16 protein-coding genes are annotated in these 19,813 nt (G+C 66.4%); 10 read left to right on the plus strand and 6 right to left on the minus strand.

Annotated elements, in window-relative coordinates:
- Window positions 1-67: 67 nt before the first annotated feature.
- Complete coding sequence (locus tag NNX34_RS00165) at window positions 68-1,558, plus strand: malate:quinone oxidoreductase (protein WP_227918220.1); 1,491 nt, start codon at window positions 68-70, stop codon at window positions 1,556-1,558.
- Window positions 1,559-1,676: 118 nt separating this feature from the next.
- Entirely contained in the window at window positions 1,677-4,805 is a 3,129-nt protein-coding gene (locus tag NNX34_RS00170) for an efflux RND transporter permease subunit (RefSeq protein ID WP_255764593.1), read from the plus strand.
- Between the two features lie 76 nt (window positions 4,806-4,881).
- Here the strand turns inward: NNX34_RS00170 and NNX34_RS00175 are convergent, their stop codons facing one another.
- Window positions 4,882-6,369: an HNH endonuclease signature motif containing protein gene (locus tag NNX34_RS00175; RefSeq protein ID WP_255764594.1), complete on the minus strand. Its 1,488-nt coding sequence runs from the start codon at window positions 6,367-6,369 to the stop codon at window positions 4,882-4,884.
- A 556-nt stretch (window positions 6,370-6,925) separates the two neighbouring features.
- Here NNX34_RS00175 and NNX34_RS00180 point away from each other — a divergent pair.
- Window positions 6,926-8,050: an LLM class flavin-dependent oxidoreductase gene (locus NNX34_RS00180; protein WP_255765684.1), complete on the plus strand. Its 1,125-nt coding sequence runs from the start codon at window positions 6,926-6,928 to the stop codon at window positions 8,048-8,050.
- Between the two features lie 9 nt (window positions 8,051-8,059).
- Window positions 8,060-8,515 (plus strand): MarR family winged helix-turn-helix transcriptional regulator, encoded by a 456-nt coding sequence (locus NNX34_RS00185; RefSeq protein ID WP_255764595.1) that lies wholly within the window; start codon window positions 8,060-8,062, stop codon window positions 8,513-8,515.
- On the opposite strand, the gene NNX34_RS00190 is transcribed toward NNX34_RS00185, so the two are convergent.
- From NNX34_RS00190 to NNX34_RS00200, 3 genes are all read right to left on the minus strand, one after another.
- Entirely contained in the window at window positions 8,512-9,975 is a 1,464-nt protein-coding gene (locus tag NNX34_RS00190) for an MFS transporter (protein WP_255764596.1), read from the minus strand. The two genes, NNX34_RS00185 and NNX34_RS00190, sit on opposite strands and share 4 nt — an antisense overlap.
- The gene (locus tag NNX34_RS00195) at window positions 9,975-11,378 is read right to left on the minus strand and encodes a M20/M25/M40 family metallo-hydrolase (RefSeq protein ID WP_255764597.1); all 1,404 of its coding nucleotides are present in this window, start codon (window positions 11,376-11,378) and stop codon (window positions 9,975-9,977) included. Before NNX34_RS00195 ends, NNX34_RS00190 begins: the two co-directional genes overlap by 1 nt.
- 84 nt (window positions 11,379-11,462) lie before the next feature.
- A complete protein-coding gene (locus NNX34_RS00200) occupies window positions 11,463-11,939 on the minus strand; it encodes an Lrp/AsnC family transcriptional regulator (RefSeq protein WP_255764598.1) in 477 nt (158 codons plus the stop codon).
- Between the two features lie 282 nt (window positions 11,940-12,221).
- Between NNX34_RS00200 and NNX34_RS00205 the strand changes: the two genes are divergently transcribed.
- The 6 genes from NNX34_RS00205 to NNX34_RS00230 all read left to right on the plus strand — a co-directional run bounded on the left by NNX34_RS00205 (window position 12,222) and on the right by NNX34_RS00230 (window position 18,046).
- Window positions 12,222-13,559, plus strand: coding sequence for an amino acid permease (locus tag NNX34_RS00205; protein ID WP_370647202.1), 1,338 nt, complete (start codon window positions 12,222-12,224; stop codon window positions 13,557-13,559).
- Window positions 13,560-13,668: 109 nt separating this feature from the next.
- Window positions 13,669-14,688, plus strand: a complete 1,020-nt coding sequence (locus NNX34_RS00210; protein ID WP_255764599.1) for a thiamine pyrophosphate-dependent enzyme — start codon at window positions 13,669-13,671, stop codon at window positions 14,686-14,688.
- A 133-nt stretch (window positions 14,689-14,821) separates the two neighbouring features.
- The gene (locus NNX34_RS00215) at window positions 14,822-15,787 is read left to right on the plus strand and encodes an alpha-ketoacid dehydrogenase subunit beta (protein ID WP_255765686.1); all 966 of its coding nucleotides are present in this window, start codon (window positions 14,822-14,824) and stop codon (window positions 15,785-15,787) included.
- Complete coding sequence (locus tag NNX34_RS00220; protein ID WP_227918229.1) at window positions 15,780-16,109, plus strand: biotin/lipoyl-containing protein; 330 nt, start codon at window positions 15,780-15,782, stop codon at window positions 16,107-16,109. Before NNX34_RS00215 ends, NNX34_RS00220 begins: the two co-directional genes overlap by 8 nt.
- A gap of 3 nt (window positions 16,110-16,112) precedes the next feature.
- Window positions 16,113-16,922: an alpha/beta fold hydrolase gene (locus NNX34_RS00225; RefSeq protein WP_255764600.1), complete on the plus strand. Its 810-nt coding sequence runs from the start codon at window positions 16,113-16,115 to the stop codon at window positions 16,920-16,922.
- A 155-nt stretch (window positions 16,923-17,077) separates the two neighbouring features.
- Window positions 17,078-18,046 carry a serine/threonine-protein kinase gene (locus NNX34_RS00230; protein WP_255764601.1) on the plus strand — a complete coding sequence of 323 codons (969 nt, stop codon included), beginning with the start codon at window positions 17,078-17,080 and terminating at the stop codon, window positions 18,044-18,046.
- A gap of 79 nt (window positions 18,047-18,125) precedes the next feature.
- Here the strand turns inward: NNX34_RS00230 and NNX34_RS00235 are convergent, their stop codons facing one another.
- A complete protein-coding gene (locus NNX34_RS00235; RefSeq protein ID WP_227918232.1) occupies window positions 18,126-18,296 on the minus strand; it encodes a hypothetical protein in 171 nt (56 codons plus the stop codon).
- A 98-nt stretch (window positions 18,297-18,394) separates the two neighbouring features.
- Window positions 18,395-19,747, minus strand: coding sequence for an MFS transporter (locus tag NNX34_RS00240; protein ID WP_255764602.1), 1,353 nt, complete (start codon window positions 19,745-19,747; stop codon window positions 18,395-18,397).
- Window positions 19,748-19,813: the final 66 nt, after the last annotated feature.

Here is a 19,813-nt window from a genome sequence, read left to right on the forward strand (position 1 = left end):
AATTTTAGGAAGGCATGTGGTCGGGGATACGCTTCTAGGGCTAGCGCCCACGCGACTGGAGAACAAGTTGACTGCTAATAGCCCGGCGGATAATTCCGCAACGAAAACTGATGTACTGCTGATCGGCGGCGGCATCATGAGCGCCACCCTTGGTGCGTTCCTGAAGCAACTCCAGCCCGATTGGGACATTTCCCTCTACGAGCGCCTTGACCGGGCGGGGCTGGAAAGCTCCGATCCCTGGAACAACGCGGGAACCGGCCACGCCGCGCTCTGCGAACTGAACTACAGCCCGGCCGCTGCCGACGGCTCCGTTGACCCGGCGAAGGCGGTGGGCATCAACGAGCAGTTCCAGGTTTCCCGGCAGTTCTGGTCGCATCTGGTGTCTGCAGGCCACATCTCCAACAACTTCATCAACCCGCTGCCGCACATGAGCTTCGTCTGGGGTGACGCGCATTCCGAGTACCTGCGCCGCCGCTACGAGTCGCTGAGCGCACAGCCCCTGTTCAAGACCATGGAGTTCTCCGAGGACCCGGCCAAACTGGCTGAATGGGCACCCCTGATCATGGAAGGCCGCGACCCGTCACAGCGCGTCGCTGCCTCGCGCGTCGCCGGAGGCACCGACGTCGACTTCGGTGCACTGACCCGCGAACTGACCAACTACCTCGGCGCCAACGGCGTGAACCTGCACTTCGGCCACGAGGTCGGCAACGTGTCCCGCTCTTCCACCGGCGGCTGGGATGTGAAGGTCAAGGACCGTGCCAGCGGCACCACCCGCACCGTCTCCGCCCGCTTCGTCTTCATCGGCGGCGGCGGCGGGGCCCTGCACCTGCTCCAGGCATCCGGCATCCCCGAGGGCAAGGGCTTCGGCGGCTTCCCGGTCTCCGGCCAGTTCCTGCGCTCCACGGACGATTCGATCATTTCCCGGCACAACGCCAAGGTGTACGGCCAGGCCTCGGTCGGCGCCCCGCCCATGTCCGTGCCCCACCTGGACACCCGCTTCGTGAACGGGAAGCGTTCGCTGCTGTTCGGCCCGTACGGCGGCTTCTCCCCCAAGTTCCTGAAGACCGGTTCCTACCTGGACCTGCCCCTTTCGGTCCGGCCGTCCAACCTGGTGCCCATGCTGGGTGTAGCCAAGGACAACATGAGCCTGGTCAAGTACCTCGTCACCGAGGTGATGAAGACCCGCGAAGGCAAGACGCAGGCACTCCAGGAATTCATGCCTTCGGCGAAGACCGAGGGCTGGGACCTCATCACGGCAGGCCAGCGCGTGCAGGTGATCAAGAAGGATCCGAAGAAGGGCGGTGTGCTGCAGTTCGGCACCGAACTCATCACTGCTGCCGACGGCTCCATCGGAGCCCTGCTGGGTGCTTCACCCGGCGCTTCCACGGCACCGCCCATCATGATCAACCTGCTCAAGCGCGCCTTCCCCCGCCAGTTCGACGGCTGGGAGCCGAAGATCAAGGAAATGATCCCGGGCTACGGCGTAAAGCTCAATGAGAACGAGCAGTTGGCGGCAGAGATTGAAGCCGACACCAACAAGGTCCTGGGACTTTCCTAGCACCAGTTTTATCCGCGGCGCAGGTTCCCCTTCCGGGAGGACCTGCGCCGCACAGCGATTTACGACGCCGGCACAGCCGCGTCGCCCAACTCCAGTTCGCCCTTCCTAAGGCAGGATCATGGACCGTTTGGCCAAGCTGTCCCTCTCCAACCGGGCGCTTATTGCCCTGATAACGGTTTTCGTGGCTGTTTTCGGAGTCATTTCCATGACCTCCCTGAAACAGGAACTGATCCCGTCACTGGAGTTCCCGCAGATCAGCGTGATCACCGCTTTGCCGGGGGCCTCCCCCGATGTGGTTGATGCCCAGGTCAGCGAGCCGCTGGAAGGTGCGCTCACTGCAGTGGAAGGGCTCGAGTCGTCCACGGCCACTTCCCGCTCCGGCATCTCCACCATCAGCCTTACCTTTGCCTACGGCACCGATCTGGACCGCGCACGCGGCCAGGTGGACCGGGCCATTTCGAACTCCCGGCAGCTGCTTCCCGAAGACGTGAATCCGCAGTCGCTGGCCGGAAGCATCAGCGACTTCCCGATTGTCTACCTTGCCGTGTCCTCCGACGAGCCGCTCGCGGAGCTCAACGCCGACCTGCAGCGCCTGACCGTTCCCCGCCTGCAGAAGATCGAGGGCGTGCGTACCGCGGAGGTCACCGGCGGTGCCACCCGCCACGTAGCCATCCTGCCTGACAACGCCGCGCTTGCCGCCTCCGGGGTCACCCCGGCAGCCATCGTGGAGGCACTGGAAAACAGCGGTGCCCTCCTGCCGGCCGGAACGGTCCAGGAAGACGGCCGGACCTTGTCCATCCAGGTCGGCGCCCCGCTGGACAGCCTCGAGAAGATTTCCGCATTGCCGGTCGAGTCCACGGAATCGTCGCCCGGCAGCACTCCGGTCACCATCGGCGACGTGGCCTCGGTGGACGTCACCGAGGACGAGGCCAGCTCGATCACGCGCACCAACGGCGAGGCCACCCTGGCCGTATCCATCACCAAGACGCCGGCCGGTGACACAGTGGGCATCTCCCACGAGGTCATGGACCTGTTGCCTTCCCTTCAGGATGAACTGGGCAACGGCGCCGTCTTTACGGTGATCTTCGACCAGGCACCGTTCATCGAAACATCCATCTCCGATCTCACCACCGAGGGGCTGCTCGGCCTTGGCTTTGCCGTGCTGGTGATCCTGGTCTTCCTGCTATCCATTCGCTCCACGCTGGTCACCGCGGTTTCCATTCCGCTCTCCCTGCTGGTGACCTTCATCGGGCTGCTGGCCTTCGGCTACTCCCTGAACATCCTCACCCTCGGTGCGCTGACCATCGCGATCGGCCGGGTGGTGGATGACTCCATCGTGGTGATCGAAAACATCAAGCGCCATCTGGGCTACGGCGAGGATAAACGTTCTGCCATCCTCACTGCCGTCCGCGAGGTTGCCGGTGCCGTCACGGCGTCGACCCTCACCACCGTGGCGGTATTTGCGCCCATCGCCTTTGTCGGCGGGCTCGCCGGCGAACTGTTCCGCCCCTTCGCTGTCACCACGTCCCTGGCGCTGCTGGCTTCGCTGCTGGTCTCCCTGACGATTGTGCCGGTGCTCGCGTACTGGTTCCTCAAGTCCACCCCTCCGGTGGCCGATCCGGCCGCGTACCGTGCCGAAGCGGAAGAACGGGAGTCCCGGACCTTCCTGCAGCGCGGTTACCTGCCGATCCTGCGCACCACCCAGCGCCATCCGGTCTACACGGTTACCGCCGGGCTGATCATCCTGGTGGCGACGGCCGCTTTGACCCCGCTGCTGCCCACCAACCTCCTGGGCGATACGGGGCAGAACACCTTCAGCGTGCGGCAGGAGCTGCCGGCGGGCACCTCCTTGGAACGCACGTCCGAGGCTGCCGGAGAGGTGGAACAGATCCTGGGTGACATCGAGGGCGTCAAGGATGTCCAGGTCACCATGGGCACTTCCACCTCCGGGCTGGCGGCGTTTACCGGCGGGGGCTCCTCGGTTGCGAACTTCACCGTCATCACCGAGGAAGGGGTGGACCAGGTGGCCCTGCGGGATACCGTTCGGTCCGCCCTTGAGGACGCCGACGACGCCGGAGAGGTCACCCTCGGAAGTACCGGCGGCGGTTTCGGCACGTCCAACACAGTGGATATTTCCCTGTCCGCCGGTGACCCGTCGGAGCTGCAGCCGGCCAGCGACGCCATCGTTGAGGCGATGTCCGACCTGCCCGGCGTCGCCGAGGCGAGCAGCAACCTCTCATCGTCCCAGCCGGTGGTGCAGGTCAGCATCGACCGGGGCAAGGCTGTTGCTGCCGGCCTGAACGAGCAGCAGATCGCCGGGCTGGTCGCCTCCACGATCAGCCCGCTGCCGGCCGGGACGGTCCGTTTGGGCACCGATGACCTGCCGGTGCTCATCGGTGAAGGCACCCCCATCACGTCCTTGGAGCAGTTGAACGGCATTTCCGTGCCGGCCGGTTCCGGCTCCGTGCCGTTGAGCGCGCTGGCCACGGTCGAAGAGGTGGAGGTGCCGACGTCGGTCTCCTCCTCCGGCGGCGAACGCACCGCCGTCGTCTCCGTCTCTCCCGACGGCGACAACCTTGGTGCCACCATCACCGAAGTCCAGTCACGGCTGGCGGAAGTCGACCTTCCGACCAGCGTCACGGCCGAGCTCAGCGGTGCTGCCACCCAGCAGAACGAATCCTTTACGCAGCTGGGCCTGGCCCTGCTTGCAGCCATTGCCATCGTCTACGTGATCATGGTGGCGACCTTCAAATCCCTGCTGCAGCCGCTGATCCTGCTGGTCTCCATTCCGTTCGCGGCCACCGGTGCCGTTCTGCTGCTGCTCCTGACCGGGGTTCCGCTGGGACTTCCGTCCTTGGTGGGCATGTTGATGCTGGTGGGCATTGTGGTTACCAACGCGATTGTGCTGATGGACCTGATTAACCAGTACCGGCAGCCTCGGGGCAATGAACCGGGCATGAACGTGGAGGATGCCATCTTCCGCGGCGCCCGCCAGCGCCTGCGCCCGATCCTCATGACCGCTCTGGCCACCGTCTTTGCGCTGACGCCGATGGCCCTGGGTGTTACGGGTGAGGGAGGCTTCATCTCCCGCCCGCTGGCCATTGTGGTGATCGGCGGACTGATTTCCTCAACTGCACTGACCCTGATCCTGGTGCCTGTGCTCTACCGTCTGGTGGAAGGATCCCGGGAGAAGCGGCAGGAGCGGAAGGAACAGAAGCCGGTGAGCGAGGCCGGGGCTCGCGCCTAGGCGAGCAGGCGCGTCGGCGGTCTGGTGGTCTGGCGATCTGACGGTTTCTGGCGGTCTGGCGATCTGGCGGTCAAGCTCAGAACGGCGGCGCTGTCTCCGATTCCTGTACTGGATTGGATGATTCCAGCACTGGACCCGATTCCTGCACAGGATCCTCAGCCCGATTTGAGGCCGGATGCGGGGGTCCGAGTTCCAGGAACGGCTCTGTGCGATAGACGCGCCCCGTCGGCGAGGTCCACTCGATCACCCCGGGCACGGGCTGGCACGCTTTCCAGTAACCCAAGGTCTTGAACCGGTGGTGCCGGCGGCAGAGGTGTTCAAGGTTCCCGTGGTCCGTGGGACCGCCTCGAGCCCAGTCGATGGTGTGGTCGATGTCCGCGTTTGCGGTGCTGACCCGGCAGCCGGGAAACCGGCAGGTTCCGTCCCGTGCCCGGAGCCAGCGGCGAAGCCCGGCAGGGACTTTCCTGCGCCGACCCACGCCCAGGATCTCTCCGGTGTGCGGATTTTGGGCCAGCCCGGTCCAGCCTGCGGCGTTGCGGGCCAGTCGGCGGGCTTCTTCGGCGCTGATGGGCCCGTAGCCGAGCAGTTCTGCCGGCTGGTCGTCGGCTCCGAAGAGGGTCTCTGCGTTGATCAGGACCATGATTTCCGCCCGAGGGACGATTCCCTCATCCGACCCGGACCCCACGTCCGGTCTGGCCTTCGCATCGGGGCTGTCTTCCAGGCCGCCGGTGTTCTCCTGGACGCCGTCAACACCAATGCTTCCCCCGTTCTGTCTGGTTCTGTGAGTGTCGTCGCCGGTATGCCCGGCCCTGCCGTTGTTTCCGGACGCGTCTCGGGTTGCGGCCTCTTCCGGGGTGCCGGGCAAATGTCTCCGGCTGCCGCCCATCAGCAGCTGCGCCAGGATGTCGGCACGCAGCTGGTCCGTGGTCCGGGAATCTCCTCCCGCCTGCTCACCCCGCGCCGCAGTGCTGAGAGCGGTATAGATCTGCTGCGCTTCCGCCGCACGCAGATGAGCCGAGAGGCAGGACATGCCGTCTTCTTCCCGGTCCAGGGTGACCTTGCGCTGTTCGAAAGCGGTCAGGTGCCGCTTGCTTACGGTCTCCGGGAACGTCTTTTCGCGCAGCCGCCGGGCCTTGGCGGAGAACTGCGCCCGCGTCTGACCCGGAGCTGCTGCCAGTAGGTCGGCCTCGAACCTTGGCAGTTTCGAGGCGGGAATGTTCTGGCACTGCTCCAGGACCACCTGCGCATGCTGGTACGAGAACCGTCCCTCTTCCAGCCCGGCCAGGGTCGCCGTATGGGTGTCGCACAGCTGCCCGGCCTCGCTCAGCAGCCGTTGACCGGTCACCTGCGGAACATTCAGGATGGCGGCGCATTCGGCCGCTGCGAGGCTGAAAGCGATCCCGGGTTTATCCCGCTCCGACGGGTCGAAGAACTTGTCCCGGAAGATCTCCTCCATGCGGTTCAACAGGTGGGCCCGCTGCGCCTGCCCCCAGGAAATCAGATGCTCCACCCGGACCAAGGCCTCACCGACCGTGGCTTCGTCAAAGGCTTCAAGATTCTGCAACGCAAGCGTCCCGGTGAAACCGTCCGGGTAAGCATCAGCAGGACTTTCGACAGGCGTGGCACCACCTCCGCCCCCGCCGTCACCGACAGTCACTGCCAGCGCCGCGCGAAACACCGCCAGAGTTACGGGAGAGCAGGGTGCCTCCGCGTCACCAGCCGGCCTTGTCGGCGGCTGCTCCATGCCTGGCTCTTCAGTTGTCGGTTCGGTATTTCCGAGCTGATCCATACCTCAGGATTTCATCCGGCACTGACATTCCAGGGTCGAAAAGAGGCCTGAAACAGCCCCTTCAGGAAACTGGATTACCCGTCTTTTCGCCTCGACTACCTACCCGAAATCCGGGTCCGCCGAGGAGGTGGCCAAGCACGATTGTCGAGTCCCCACGGCACCAATCGAACCTGCACGGGACCCCGGCGCCCCCCGGCACCACCTCCCGGCACCCCACCCCACCTCAGCACCCACCCACCGAACCCGGGAATGAACCGGAGCAGGTAACGGTTAGGGAAGATGTATGCATATGCATATACTTTTAGGAACACTCGAACTTCCGGAGGCAACCATGCAGATCGGCGTCTTCAGCGTCAGCGACATCACCCGGGACCCCGTCACCGGGCGCATCCCGACCGAAGCGGAGCGGATCAAGGCCGCCGTGGCCATTGCCCGCAAGGTCGAAGAGATCGGCATGGATGTCTACGCCACCGGCGAGCACCACAATCCGCCGTTCTATGCCAGCTCCCCCACCACTCTGCTGGGCTACATTGCCGCACAGACCGAGCGGATCATCCTCTCCACCACCACCACGCTGATCACCACCAATGACCCGGTGAAGATCGCGGAAGACTTCGCCATGCTCCAGCACCTCGCCGACGGCAGAGTGGACCTGGTCCTTGGCCGCGGCAACACCGCGCCTGTCTATCCGTGGTTCGGCAAGGATCCCCAGGACTCGGTGGAACTGACCGTTGAGAACTACAACCTGCTGCGCCAGCTGTGGGATAACGACACCGTGAACTGGCAGGGCAAGTTCCGTACTCCGCTGCACAACTTCACAGCCACGCCCCGCCCGCTCGACGGCGTCGCCCCCTTCGTCTGGCACGGCTCCATCCGCACGCCGCAGGTCGCCGAAATTGCCGCGTACTTCGGAGACGGTTTCTTCGCCAACAACATCTTCTGGCCGAAGGAGCACTACATGCAGCTGATCGGCCTGTACCGCGAGCGCTACGAACACTACGGCCACGGCCGCGCCGACCAGGCCATTGTGGGACTGGGCGGACAGTTCTTCATGCGGAAGAACTCCCAGGACGCCGTCAACGAGTTCCGCCCGTACTTTGACAACGCCCCGGTCTACGGCCACGGGCCGTCCATGGAGGACTTCACCGCCCAGACCCCGCTGACGGTGGGCAGCCCGCAGGAGGTGCTGGAGAAGACGTTGAGCTTCCAGGAGTACTTCGGCGATTACCAGCGCCAGCTGTTCCTGATCGACCATGCAGGACTGCCGCTTAAGACGGTGCTGGAGCAGCTGGACCTCTTCGGCGAATACGTGCTGCCGGAACTGCGAAGGGAATTCGATTCCCGCCGCCCGGACGACGTCCCCGAAGGACCCACCCACGCCGCACGGGTTGCCGCCCGGAAGGCGGACGCGGAGCCCGCCCCGTCATCTGCATCGACGTCCCCTGCGGTTCAGTAGGCTGGGACAATGCATTCAACAAACGACGTCACGGCGAAACAGGCAGCCGAAGCGTGGGAATCATTGTTCCGTGTCCAGGTCGGCGTTATGCGGCGCCTGCAGCGGGATCCGGAATTCCGGGAGCTCACCATGCGGGAGTACGACGTCCTGTTCAACCTGACGCGTTGCCCCGGCGGCTGGATACGGCTCAACGAGCTCAACGAGCACCTGCTCATCAGCCAGCCCAGCCTGAGCCGGATGGTGGACCGGCTTGAAGCCCGGGGCCTGGTGCAGCGCCGGTCGGCAAAACAGGACCAGCGCGGCGTCGAGCTCTCGCTGACCGAGGAGGGGTGGGCAGTCCAACGGCGCCTGGGCCGCATCCATGTACGTGGAATCCATGAACTCCTGACGCCGGCCCTGGACAACACTGAGCTGGCACGCCTGAAGGAACTGACGGACAAGGTCCTGGCGAGCCTGGAGGACTAGGCGGCCGCCTCAGTCAGCGGCGGATCGGCGAACGCCAGTCGGGGCACCATCAGCAGGAGTGCTGCCGCGATAAACGCAGTCACCGAACACACCGCCCAGACCGTCAGGTAGCCCTGCAGCGGTGCCACCGTCCCGGCGTCGGCCGCTCCGCTCGAAAGGGCGTCCGCGGCTGCGCCGGCCAGTGCAATTCCGAAGACCGCCGAGGCGAAGGACCCGCCGATGGTCTTGGTGGTGTTGGTCAGCCCGGTTGCCATGCCGGTTCGGTTCAACGGCGCCGCCGCGGCAGCAGCCGAGGGAAGCGCGGCCACCAACGCCCCGGAACCCAGCCCGGCGACCACCATGTTCATCAGGGCCTGCGGCAGGGTGTCATGGAAAGGCAGGAAGAGCCCGTACCCGACACCGACCAGGAGCGAGGCACCCACCAAGGTGTTCCTCGGCGTGGTCCGCCGGGCCGCCAAAGGGAAGAGCAGCGCACCGGCGAGCAGGGCGAAGACGTAGGTCCCGATGATGATGGACACCTGCGAGGCCGCCAGCCCCAGGCCGTAGCCGTACAGCGCGGGATCGGTGCGGGCGAACGTGGACATGGGCGCCTGGGCGCCGAGCACCGAAATGCCGAACAACCCCGCGGTCAGCTGGACCGGCCACATGGACGGGCTGCGCAGCATCCGGAAATCCACCAGCGGATCCTTCTGCCCGAGCTCGTACCGGACAAAAGGAATGAACGCGGCGACACCGGCAGCCAGGACGGCCCACACCCACCAGGTCTCCGGACCGTTGATCCGCAGGAAGGTCAGCCCGGAGGTAAGCAGGAGCAGCCCGACCGCCAGCAGTACGAAGCCCGTGCGGTCCACCGTGCCGCCGTCCAGGGAGCTGGATTCCGGCACCCCGAAATGCACGGCAAAGATACACAGCGTCACCGCGGCGGCGGGCGCGCACAGCGTGAGCCAGAGCGGGAGGTGCTCCACCAGCACCCCGCCCAGCAGGGCTCCGCCGATCACCCCCAGCTCCAGTGCGCCGACCAGCAGGCCTGCCGCCTTGCGGGTGAGCACGGCCCGGTTGGGGGTGTGGCGCACCCGGCTGAAAATCAGGGCGATCTCCATCGGCAGCCAGACCACGTAGAAGCCCTGGAGCGACCACGCGGCCAGGAACGTCCAGAAATCCGGGGCCACGGCGACTCCCCAGGAGGCCGCCGCCGTCAGGACCGTGGAGACCAGCAGGATGCGTTTGTGCCCGTAGATGTCCCCCAGTTTGGCCAGGATCGGCACGGCCAGGGCACTAAGCATCAGCTGGGCGGATTCAAACCAGTTGACGTCGCCGTCGTCGATCCCCAGGTGGCGGGCAATGTCGGTGAGCAGCGGCGTGTAGTAGCCCTGCAGGATGCCGCTGGTGATTTCCACCAGCACCAGGAACCCGACGAGGGGGCCGATCATGCGCAGCCCGGGCAGGGACGGCGCGGACATCAGAGCGCACCCATCAGGGCCTTGTAGAACGTAATGCCCTCGCCGAACGTCTCGATGCCCAGCCGTTCGTTGTAGGCGTGGATGCTGGCCCGGTCCGCGGCGCTCATCCGGAACGGGGCAAAGCGGTACACCGCATCACAGATGGAGGTGAAACGCCGCGAATCGGTCCCGCCAAGCATGATGTACGGCACCGGAACGGCGTCCGGGAAGCAGGTCCGGATGGTTTCCTCCAGCAGGGCGAACTGGGCGTTGTCCGTCGCGGAGACCGGCGAGGGCTCATTGCCCTCCACCACGCGCAGGCTCACCTTGGGGTCCCGGATGATCGACCGCAGCCGCGACACAGTGGACGCCACCGTCTCGCCCACGGCCACCCGGACATTGGCATTGGCCGTGGCGCGCGTGGCCAGGACATTGGATCCCTTGCTTCCCCGCAGCTGGGTCACGGCCACGGTGGTGCGGGTCATGGCGTTGGGCTCCCCGCCGAGCAGCCCGAACACCCGGGTGAGCGCACCGCGCAGGTGCCTGGCATTGCCCAGCACCGGACGGAGCGGCAGCGGCGCCGAGCCGGAGAGCCGCTGGACCATTTCCACGCTGACATCCGGAAGGGACGCCGGGAAAGGACGGCGGTCCAGGCGGACGACGGCGCGGGCCAGGCGCGCCGTTGCACCCATCCGGTTCGGCGTGGACGCATGCCCGCCGGTGTCCTCCACCGCCAATTCGACGTCGAGGATGCCCTTTTCGGAGACGCCGACGACGGCGAGCGGCGCAGACACGAACGGGAACGCACCCGAGGCCACCGCTCCCCCTTCATCCAGCACCAGCCAGGGACGGATACCGCGTTCCGCGAGCAGGGCAGCGGCAGCAGCGGCCGTATCGCCGGCGGTTTCCTCGTTGTTGCCGAAGGAGAAGTAGATGTCCCCTGCGGGCGCGAACCCCTCGGCGAGCAGCTGTTCAGCCGCTTCCAGCACGGCTGCCAGCGCCCCCTTGTCATCGAGGGCCCCGCGGCCTTCGATGGAGGTTTCCGTGACCGTGCCGGCAAACGGCGGGTAATCCCACCGCGACGGGTCCTCCACCGGGACCACGTCGTAGTGGGCCATCAGCACCGCGGGACCCCTGCCGTCCGCGCCATCAACCGCCGCGCCGTCTCCGGACGCGCCGTCGGGCGAGGCCGTCCCGGGCCAGCGGTACAGGAGCCCGAACCCGTTGACCCGTTCCAACTGCAGGCCGGCGGAAACAAGGGGAAAGAGTTCCGGCAGTGCTGCGATAAAGGCCTCGAACTGGTCCGGCTCCATTTCCCCGGGCACCCGGGAGGAAACGGTGCGGTACGTGAGGAGCCGGGCGAGCTTCGGAGCGGCCGCGCGGCCTAGTGCAACGGCGGATAGCGCCGTGGGAGAGCTGGGCATGGGAGCGAGTGTAGCGGCTGTGGCATGCATCACAGTCCAGTGCGCGGAAGATTAAGTTACCAGGCGGTAACCACGCGGTGAGTCTCAGGCCTCCGGAGTTGCTGCCGCATGCAACAGGGGCAGCATCCGCCCTTCGAAATGCGTGTTCAGCACAATCACGGAGGAGGTCCGCAGGACCGTGTTGGTGGCAACGATCGCGTCGATCACCCGCTGCAGATCAGAATTGGACCGCGCCGCCACCCGGGCCAGCAGGTCGCTCTCCCCCGAGACGGTATGCACCTCCTGGATTTCCGGAATCCGGGACAGCGCCGCAACCACTGCGTCATGGCCGGTGTCCTGGCGGATGGTGAGCGAGCAGTAGGCGACGACGTCGTACCCCAGGGCCTCAGCGTCGATCCGCGGACCCCAGCCGGCGATCACACCGGTCTCCTGCATCCGGTCCAGGCGGGCCTGGACCGTGGCCCGGGCAACGGCGAGCCGGCGCGAGGCCTCCAGTACCGACATCCGCGGGTTGTCGGTAAACAGGGTGACGATACGGGCGTCCAGCGCGTCGGTGGGCATGGGGTCCTTTCCGGGACTAAGCACAGGCAGTGTACAAATTGTAAAGGCAGCACGGTCGACTGCCGGAACCGACGACACACAAACCGGCCTTAAGATGGAATCCGGTGTACAGTCCTGCAGCGGCATCCCTGCCCGCGGACGGCACGCACCGGCAGCCAATCCGTTCGTTCTAAGGCCTCTCCCGTTATGCCCAGTTCCGCCCGCCCGTCCAGCACTGACACTGCGCTTCCGGCCGGGGAACCATCCTCCGCGCGGAAGATGCAGCCGAGGCACCTTGTCCTGATGAGCCTCGGCAGTGCCATCGGCACCGGCCTTTTCGTAGGGTCCGGCGAAGGCATCGCAGCGGCCGGCCCGGCAGTGCTGATCTCCTTCCTGATCGCCGGAACCATGGTGATTCTGATCATGCGCATGATGGGCGAGATGGCGGCGGCCGACCCCAGCAGCGGTGCGTTTTCCGTATATGCCGAGAAAGCCCTGGGGCGCACGGCGGGCACCACGGTCGGGTGGATGTGGTGGTTCCAGATCGTGATCGTCATAGCCGCGGAGGCAACGGCCGCTGCGGCCATCGTCGCCTCCATGGTCCCCGGCATCGAGCAGTGGATGCTGGCCCTGGCCTTCATCATCGTGTTTACCGCCGTCAATCTGGCCGGAGCTGCCAGCCTGGGCGAATTCGAGTACTGGTTTGCCATCCTGAAGGTTGCCGCAATCATCATCTTCCTGGCGGTCGGCGTCGCCTTCGTGGCCGGACTGCTTCCCGGCGTCCCGTCGCCGGGCACCTCCAACCTCTTCGACAACGGCGGCTTCATGCCCAACGGCCTGACCGGGGTGGCCTCGGGACTGCTGCTGGTGGTCTTCGCTTTCGGCGGCACCGAGATCATCACCATCGCCGCAGCGGACACAGAGGAACCGTCCAAGAATATTGCCGGAGCGATCAACTCGGTGATCTGGCGGATCCTGGTCTTCTACATCGGTTCGGTGCTGGTGATGGTCACCGTACTGCCCTGGGACAGTGAAGCGCTGAGCACCGGTCCGTTCGTGGCCGTCCTGCATGCAGCGAAGGTCCCCGGTGCGGACACGGTCATGGCGGTCGTCATCGTCATCGCACTGCTGTCCGCCATGAATGCGAACCTGTACGGCGCATCCCGGATGATCTACTCCCTGGGCGAGCGCGGCCGGGCTCCGGCCGCCCTGGGCCGCCTCGGCTCCGGCGGAGTGCCCCGCCGGGCGGTGCTGGCGTCCGTGGTCTTCGGCTTCGTTGCCGTGGTGCTGAACTACCTCTACCCCGACACCGTGCTGATGATCCTGCTCAACACCGTCGGTTCCACCTGCCTGGTGGTCTGGGGCATCTCCATCGTTTCCCAGATCATCCTGCGGCGTCGGGCGGAAGCGGCCGGCGTCGAACTCACGTTCAAGATGTGGGCCTTCCCCTGGCTCTCCTACTTTGCGCTGGCACTGCTCGCGGGAATCGTGGTCCTGGGCTTCTTCGACCCCGATGTGCGGATCCAGCTGCTGGCGACGGCGGCCCTCAGCACCGTGCTGGTCCTGCTGGCCTGGTCCTTCGAACGGCGCAGCGCTGCCAAGGCCCGCACCGCACCCGGGGACCGAGCCGACCAGGCCTGATAGGCAAACTGCCAAGCACATCCGGCGGCTGAACGCTACATTTGTACAGACTGCGTCATGTTCGGGGCGCTGTTTGCTCACTGTGGCGTGAAGCACTAAATTGCGGACCATGGACAATAATCTGCAACCTGCGGCCCTGCCGGCGGAGGAACTCCGGGAGCTGTACCGCCTGGTCACCGCCGTCCGGCAGCTGGACCTCGCCGCGATCGCCTGGCAGCGCCAGGGCATCATCCCCGGATACGCCCCGGAACTGGGCCAGGAAGCCGCCCAGGTGGGCAGCGCCTTCGCCATGGATCCCAAGCATGACTTCGTTTTCCCCACGTACCGGGAAATGGGCGTGGCGCTCACCATGGGCGTGGATATGACCGCCTATATGTCCACCCACAAGGCCAGCTGGCACGGCGGCCTCTACAACCCGGTGCAGACCCGGCTTGCGCCGATCCAGGCAGTGGTCGGCGGATCCGTGCTGCACGCCGTGGGCTGGGCACACGGCCAGACCCTCGCCGGCGACCCCGGCGTGGCACTGACCTACTTCGGCGACGGCGCCAGCTCCCAGGGCGACATCCATGAAGCAATGAACTTCGCAGGGGTCCTGAAGGCTCCGGTCATTTTCTTCGTCCAGAACAACGGCTGGGCCATTTCGCTGCCCACCGAGGCCCAGGTGGCCGGCGGAACCGTCGCCGCCCGTGCCGCCGGATACGGAATGAAGGCCATCACCGTGGACGGCAACGACGCCGCCGCCGTCGTCCTCGCCACCCGCGAGGCCGCCGCTCACGCCAGGGCCGGACACGGTCCGGTACTGATCGAGGCCATGACCTACCGCCGCGGCCCGCACTCCACCAGCGACGATCCCGGCAGGTACCGGAGCCTGGCCGAGGAACGGCGCGACGAAGGCGTGGATCCGGTCCAGCTGCTGGCGGACCGGCTCCTGGCGGAAGGCCTGGCGGACGCCGACTTCCTGGACGCCGCGCTGCAGGACGCCAAGACCCATGCGGACACCGTCCGCGAGGGAGTCATGGCGCTCGGCCCCCGTCCCGGACGGGAAATGTTCGACTTCGTTTTTGCCGAGCCCACCGAAGCACTCAAAGCCCAGGCCCGCGCCTGGCGGGAGGAATCCGAACATGTCTGAGCAGCTCAGCGACGCCGTGGCGTCCTCCGACCTGGAAGCCGCTGCCCGGAACACGGAGCAGACCGCCGCGCAGGAGCAGTCTCCCCTGGCCCCGTCCCCGGAGGACGGCGACGGCCGGGTGGAAAACCTCTCGATGCAGGCGGCCCTGAACCGGGCCCTGGCGGAAACCCTGGCCGAGGATCCCAAAGCCGTGGTCCTGGGCGAGGACGTGGGACGGCTCGGCGGAGTCTTCCGCATCACCGACGGCCTGCAGAAGCGCTTCGGTCAGGACCGCGTTTTCGATACTCCGCTGGCGGAATCGGGCATCCTGGGCATGTCCGTGGGGCTGGCCATGGCCGGGTTCCACCCAATCCCCGAGGTGCAGTTCGACGGCTTCGCGTATCCGGCGGTAAACCAGATCGTCACCCAGCTGGCCCGGATGAACTACCGCAGCCGGGGCACGATGCCCATGCCGGTGACCCTGCGGGTCCCCAGTTTCGGCGGCATCCGCGCCCCCGAACACCACGGCGAGTCGCTGGAGGCGCTCTTCGCCCACGTTCCGGGATTGAAGGTGGTTTCCCCTTCCAGCCCGCACGAGGCCTACCACCTGCTGAAGCACGCCGTAGCCGTACCGGACCCGGTGATCTTCATGGAACCGAAGTCCCGCTACTGGCAGAAGGGCGACGTATTCCTGGACGACGCCGGCCCCCTGGAGGGCGCCAAGGTGGTCCGTCCGGGCAAGCACGTCACGCTGGTGGCGTGGGGCGCCATGGTGGCCCGCTGCCTCTCCGTGGCCGAGCTGGCAGCCGAGGACGGCATCGAGGTGGAGGTCCTGGACCTGCGGTGGCTGAAGCCGATCGACGCCGAGGGGCTGGCCGCCTCCGTCGCCCGGACCCGGCGCGCCGTCGTCGTCCATGAAGCGCCGCTGACCTCGGGCCTCGGCGCCGAAGTGGCCGCCCTGATCACCGAGCGCTGCTTCGATACCCTGCGCGCTCCGGTTGGGCGGGTCACGGGATTCGACGTACCGTATCCCTCAGGCGACCTTGAAGACGAATACATCCCGAACATCGACCGCATCCTGTTCGGGATCCAGCGAGTATTGGAGTACCGGCGTGGCTGAAATCCCCTTCCCCCTTCCCGACCTCGGCGAAGGCCTGATCGAGGCCACCGTGCTGGAGTGGCTGGTGTCCGTGGGCGACCAGGTGGAACGCAACCAGCCGCTGGTCGAGGTGGAAACCACCAAATCGGCGGTGGAGCTGCCCTCCCCGCAGGCCGGACGCGTTGCGCGCACCTACGGCGAGCCGGGTGAAACGATCAACGTCGGCGAACCGCTTATTGTCTTCGAGGTTCCGGACAACACCGCCGGCATCGTGGGTACGGTGCCGCAGGAAGCTCCGGCGCGCCGCCGGGTCCGACTGACCGCCGCGCTGGACGAGGACTAGGCAGTGGCGGATTACGGCTCCCTGGTGGAAGGCACCGACCCCCGCCTTTCGGTGGAGAGTATCGACCCTGCCGAAGATGCCGGGGGCACGACGGCGCTGCGTCCCGTACTCCTGCTGCACGGCTTTGCCTCCAGCGCGCAGCTGAACTGGCATGACTCCGGATGGATCACCGCGCTGACCGCCGCGGGACGCCGGATCATTACCGTGGACCTGCCCGGCCACGGCGGCAGCGCCGCACCGGAGGACCTGGATTCCTACCGCCCCAGCCGCATCCGCGCGGACCTGCTGCAGGTACTCCAGGACGCAGGCGTTTCCCCGCTGGCCGACGGCGACCCGGCCAGCGGCCTGGACGTGGTGGGGTACTCCCTCGGTTCCCGCCTCGCCTGGGAATTCGGAGCCACCCAGCCCGAACTCGTGCACCGCATGGTGCTCGGAGGGCCGGGAAGCGGTGACCCGCTGGCGGACTTCGACCTCGATGCCGCCCGCGAAGCAGCGGCGGGCGGGGCGCCCGTGGCGGATCCCCGCACCGCCGAACTGCTGCGCATGGCCCAGCTGGTTCCGCAGAACCGCCTGGCCGCGCTGTTCCGGATGATCGAGGCCATCAAGGAGGAACCCTTCTCCCCCGCAGCGGCGGTTCCGTCCATGCCGCTGCTCCTTGTCGCCGGGGAACGCGATGACCTCGCGGCGACGGCGCCCGAACTGGCCGCCCTGAGCGGGCAGGCCGGGATGCTCTCGCTTCCCGCCCGCACCCACACCAACGCCGTGACTTCGCGGGCATTCAAGAATGCTGCGGTGGAATTCCTGGCGGGCTAATAACAGCTTGGTCACGACGGCTCGTTATCCGCCAACATTTCCGGGTGCACGCTAAGATGAAAAGGCTAGTGGACTCGCCTGACATTGATCAGCCTACTGATTAATGCCAGGCGAGATTCCCTGCTTTCATCTTTGACCCTCAAGGGAGGACACCCGTGGATGTACTCCTGGGGCACCGTTACCGCACCACCGAACTCATCGGGTCCGGCGGCGCTGCCGCTGTCTACCGCGGGGTCGACGAAAACCTTGGCCGGGAAGTGGCCGTCAAGCTTTTCAACGCCGGGTTCCGCGAGGATGACGAAACCCGCCGCCAGCAGATCGAAATGCAGCTGCTGGCAACCCTGAACCACCCCGGCTTGGTCACCCTGCTGGACGCCGGCGTCAACGTTGACGACGAGGGCCGCAGCTCCAGCTTCCTCGTGATGGAGCTGGTGGACGGACCGGACCTGCGGGGCCTGCTCAAGGAAGGTCCCCTCTCCTCCTCCGCAACGGCGGCGCTGGGTGCCGATCTGGCCGATGCGCTGAACTACGTGCACAGCAACGGAGTGATCCACCGCGACGTAAAGCCTGCGAACATCCTGCTTTTCCCCCAGGAAGACATGGACACCCGCCTCTACCCGAGGCTCACTGACTTCGGCATTGCCCGGATGGTCGAAGCCACCGTTGCCACCGCCAACGGCGCAACCATCGGAACTGCGAACTACCTGAGCCCGGAACAGGCGCAGGGGGCTGCCGTGGACCCGCGGACAGATGTCTACTCGCTGGGCCTGGTGCTCCTGGAGTGCCTGACCGGGGAAAAGGCCTTCCCCGGACCGATTGTGGAAGCAGCCGTGGCACGCCTGCTCCGTGACCCCGAGATCCCCGAGTGGGTGGGGCCGGATTGGACGGGCATCCTGCGGGCCATGACGTCCCGCCTGGTGGACGCACGCCCCGAGGCCCACGAAGTGGCAGTGGCGCTTCGTTCCCTGGCCTCTGAAGCCATGGTGCTGGATGGACCGTCGACCGTTCCTTCGCCGGACTCCGCGCTCAGCGATCCGGACACCGGTGAATCCGCAACGGGCGGCGTCACCACGGGCAACATCTATATTCCGGCGCCGCCGCAGCACGCCCCCAGTCTGGGCTAGGCCGGACGGGCCGGAGAAGACATAAAAAACGGATCGGTCCTGCTGGACCGATCCGTTTTTCGTCGAGGGGCGGAAGAGGCTACTTGCCGTCGCCGGCCGCTTCATCCTCTTCGGGCTCGAAGTTCGAGGCTTCCTCGGTGCTCGCAGCCGAAATACCGTCCTCGCTCTGGGGGATGGTGCCTTCGGGTCCGCCCTGCGAACCCGTCTTCGACTGATCCCCCTGGCCGGCTTCCTTTTCGGTATTTCCCATGGTGTTTCTCCTTTGTGGTGCTCGCTGGCCTACTTATTCGATACTAGGCCAACTGTGGCCCGGCCAACACCTGCGGACGGATCGGGCGGCTGCCCTGGTCAGGCGGCCGAGCGTTTGCTGGCTGCGCGGACAGCGACCAGGCTCAGCAGCAGGAGCGCTGCGGCCGAAGCGGTCGGAACAATGAAGGCGTGGCTGTAACCGAAGGAATCCGCCAGCCCTCCGGCCACGGATGAACCCAGCGCCTGGCCGGTGACGACGCCGCTGGCCAGCAGGGTCATTACGGTACCCATCAGTTCGCGCGGGGCCACGATGGCGCCGATGCCGAAAATGCTGACCATGGTCGGTCCCACGGGAAGACCCAGAATCAGCAGCACAACCAGCATCATGCCGATGCTCGAGGGCAGGAACAGCAGCAGGGTAAACACCAGCATCGCCGCGGCGCACAGGACCCAGCGGCCCGCGGTGCCGAAGCGCTCGGGCCAGAAGGCCACGGACAGGGCGGCAACGGCGGAACTCAAAGCCATGGCCGCGTAGATGAGGCCGGCGGAAGTGGCCATGTCGAAGCTGCCGGCGAACGCCGTGAGGCTGGTCTGGGTGGAACCGAAGAACGATCCCATGGCGACCATGCCGAGCACCGGAACCATGATGAGCAGCCACTGCGGACGTTCCCGCGGGGCCGGTGTTTCCGGATCCGGTCGGCTTCCTGCCGGCGTCGCTCCCTTGCGGGAAATCTTCGGGCGGCGCGAGGTGGGGACAACGTGCTCCACCGTGTGGTGCACGGCAAAGGCGGTCACCATCGTGGCCGTCAGCACTGCTGCCAGCACAAGCGGCAGCCAAGGGGCGACGGCGGCGGCGAGCAGGCCGACGAGGGCCGGGCCGAGCACGAAGGTCAGTTCATCCGCGGTTCCTTCGTAGGCAAGGGCGGTGTCCATCTCGCGGCCCTGCGGACGGCGGGCGGTCATGGCCATCCAGCGGACGCGTGCCATGGGCCCGACCTGCGGGCAGGAAGCACCCATGAACAATGCTGCCGCAAGCATCCAGAACGGCGCGTCGGCCGGATCCAGGAGCGCAGCGGACAGCAGGAACAAGCCGATGGCCACGGGGTTCAGGACGGCGGTGCCGAGGAGGACCGGCCGCTGTCCGATCCGGTCCGCCAGATACCCCAGCAGCGGAGCACCCACTGCGGACCCGACGCCGACGCCGCCAGCGGCGAGGCCGCCGAGTGCGTAGGAGCCGGAAACCTCTGTGATCAGGGTGAGTGCGCCGACGGTGAGCATGGCCAGGGGAAGCCGTGCGAGGAAGGCGATGGGGAAGAACGACTTGCCCGCCAGGGCGAAGATGACTTGGTAGCGGCCGCCTGCGGACGGGGTTTTCACCGGGTCGGCAGGGGCAGAGTCAGGGTTGGAGTCAGGGCTTGGTGCCTGAGTGGGGGTGGAGGTGTCTTGGGTCATGGTGCGGTATCCAGATACGTCGAACCGCGCACCGTCCCCCCTCCCGGTGCGCACAACCCGTGTAAC

Origin of the sequence: Arthrobacter sp. zg-Y1116 (genome assembly GCF_024385485.1) — a bacterium.
Classification (GTDB): Bacteria; Actinomycetota; Actinomycetes; order Actinomycetales; family Micrococcaceae; genus Arthrobacter_B.

Coding starts and splice junctions, on each gene's coding strand:
- NNX34_RS00170 (WP_255764593.1), top strand. CDS start 1,677: ATGGACCGTTTGGCCAAGCTGTCCCTCTCCAACCGGGCGCTTATTGCC.
- NNX34_RS00180 (WP_255765684.1), top strand. CDS start 6,926: ATGCAGATCGGCGTCTTCAGCGTCAGCGACATCACCCGGGACCCCGTC.
- NNX34_RS00185 (WP_255764595.1), top strand. CDS start 8,060: ATGCATTCAACAAACGACGTCACGGCGAAACAGGCAGCCGAAGCGTGG.
- NNX34_RS00190 (WP_255764596.1), bottom strand. CDS start 9,975: ATGTCCGCGCCGTCCCTGCCCGGGCTGCGCATGATCGGCCCCCTCGTC.
- NNX34_RS00195 (WP_255764597.1), bottom strand. CDS start 11,378: ATGCCCAGCTCTCCCACGGCGCTATCCGCCGTTGCACTAGGCCGCGCG.
- NNX34_RS00200 (WP_255764598.1), bottom strand. CDS start 11,939: ATGCCCACCGACGCGCTGGACGCCCGTATCGTCACCCTGTTTACCGAC.
- NNX34_RS00205 (WP_370647202.1), top strand. CDS start 12,222: ATGAGCCTCGGCAGTGCCATCGGCACCGGCCTTTTCGTAGGGTCCGGC.
- NNX34_RS00210 (WP_255764599.1), top strand. CDS start 13,669: ATGGACAATAATCTGCAACCTGCGGCCCTGCCGGCGGAGGAACTCCGG.
- NNX34_RS00215 (WP_255765686.1), top strand. CDS start 14,822: ATGCAGGCGGCCCTGAACCGGGCCCTGGCGGAAACCCTGGCCGAGGAT.
- NNX34_RS00235 (WP_227918232.1), bottom strand. CDS start 18,296: ATGGGAAATACCGAAAAGGAAGCCGGCCAGGGGGATCAGTCGAAGACG.
- NNX34_RS00240 (WP_255764602.1), bottom strand. CDS start 19,747: ATGACCCAAGACACCTCCACCCCCACTCAGGCACCAAGCCCTGACTCC.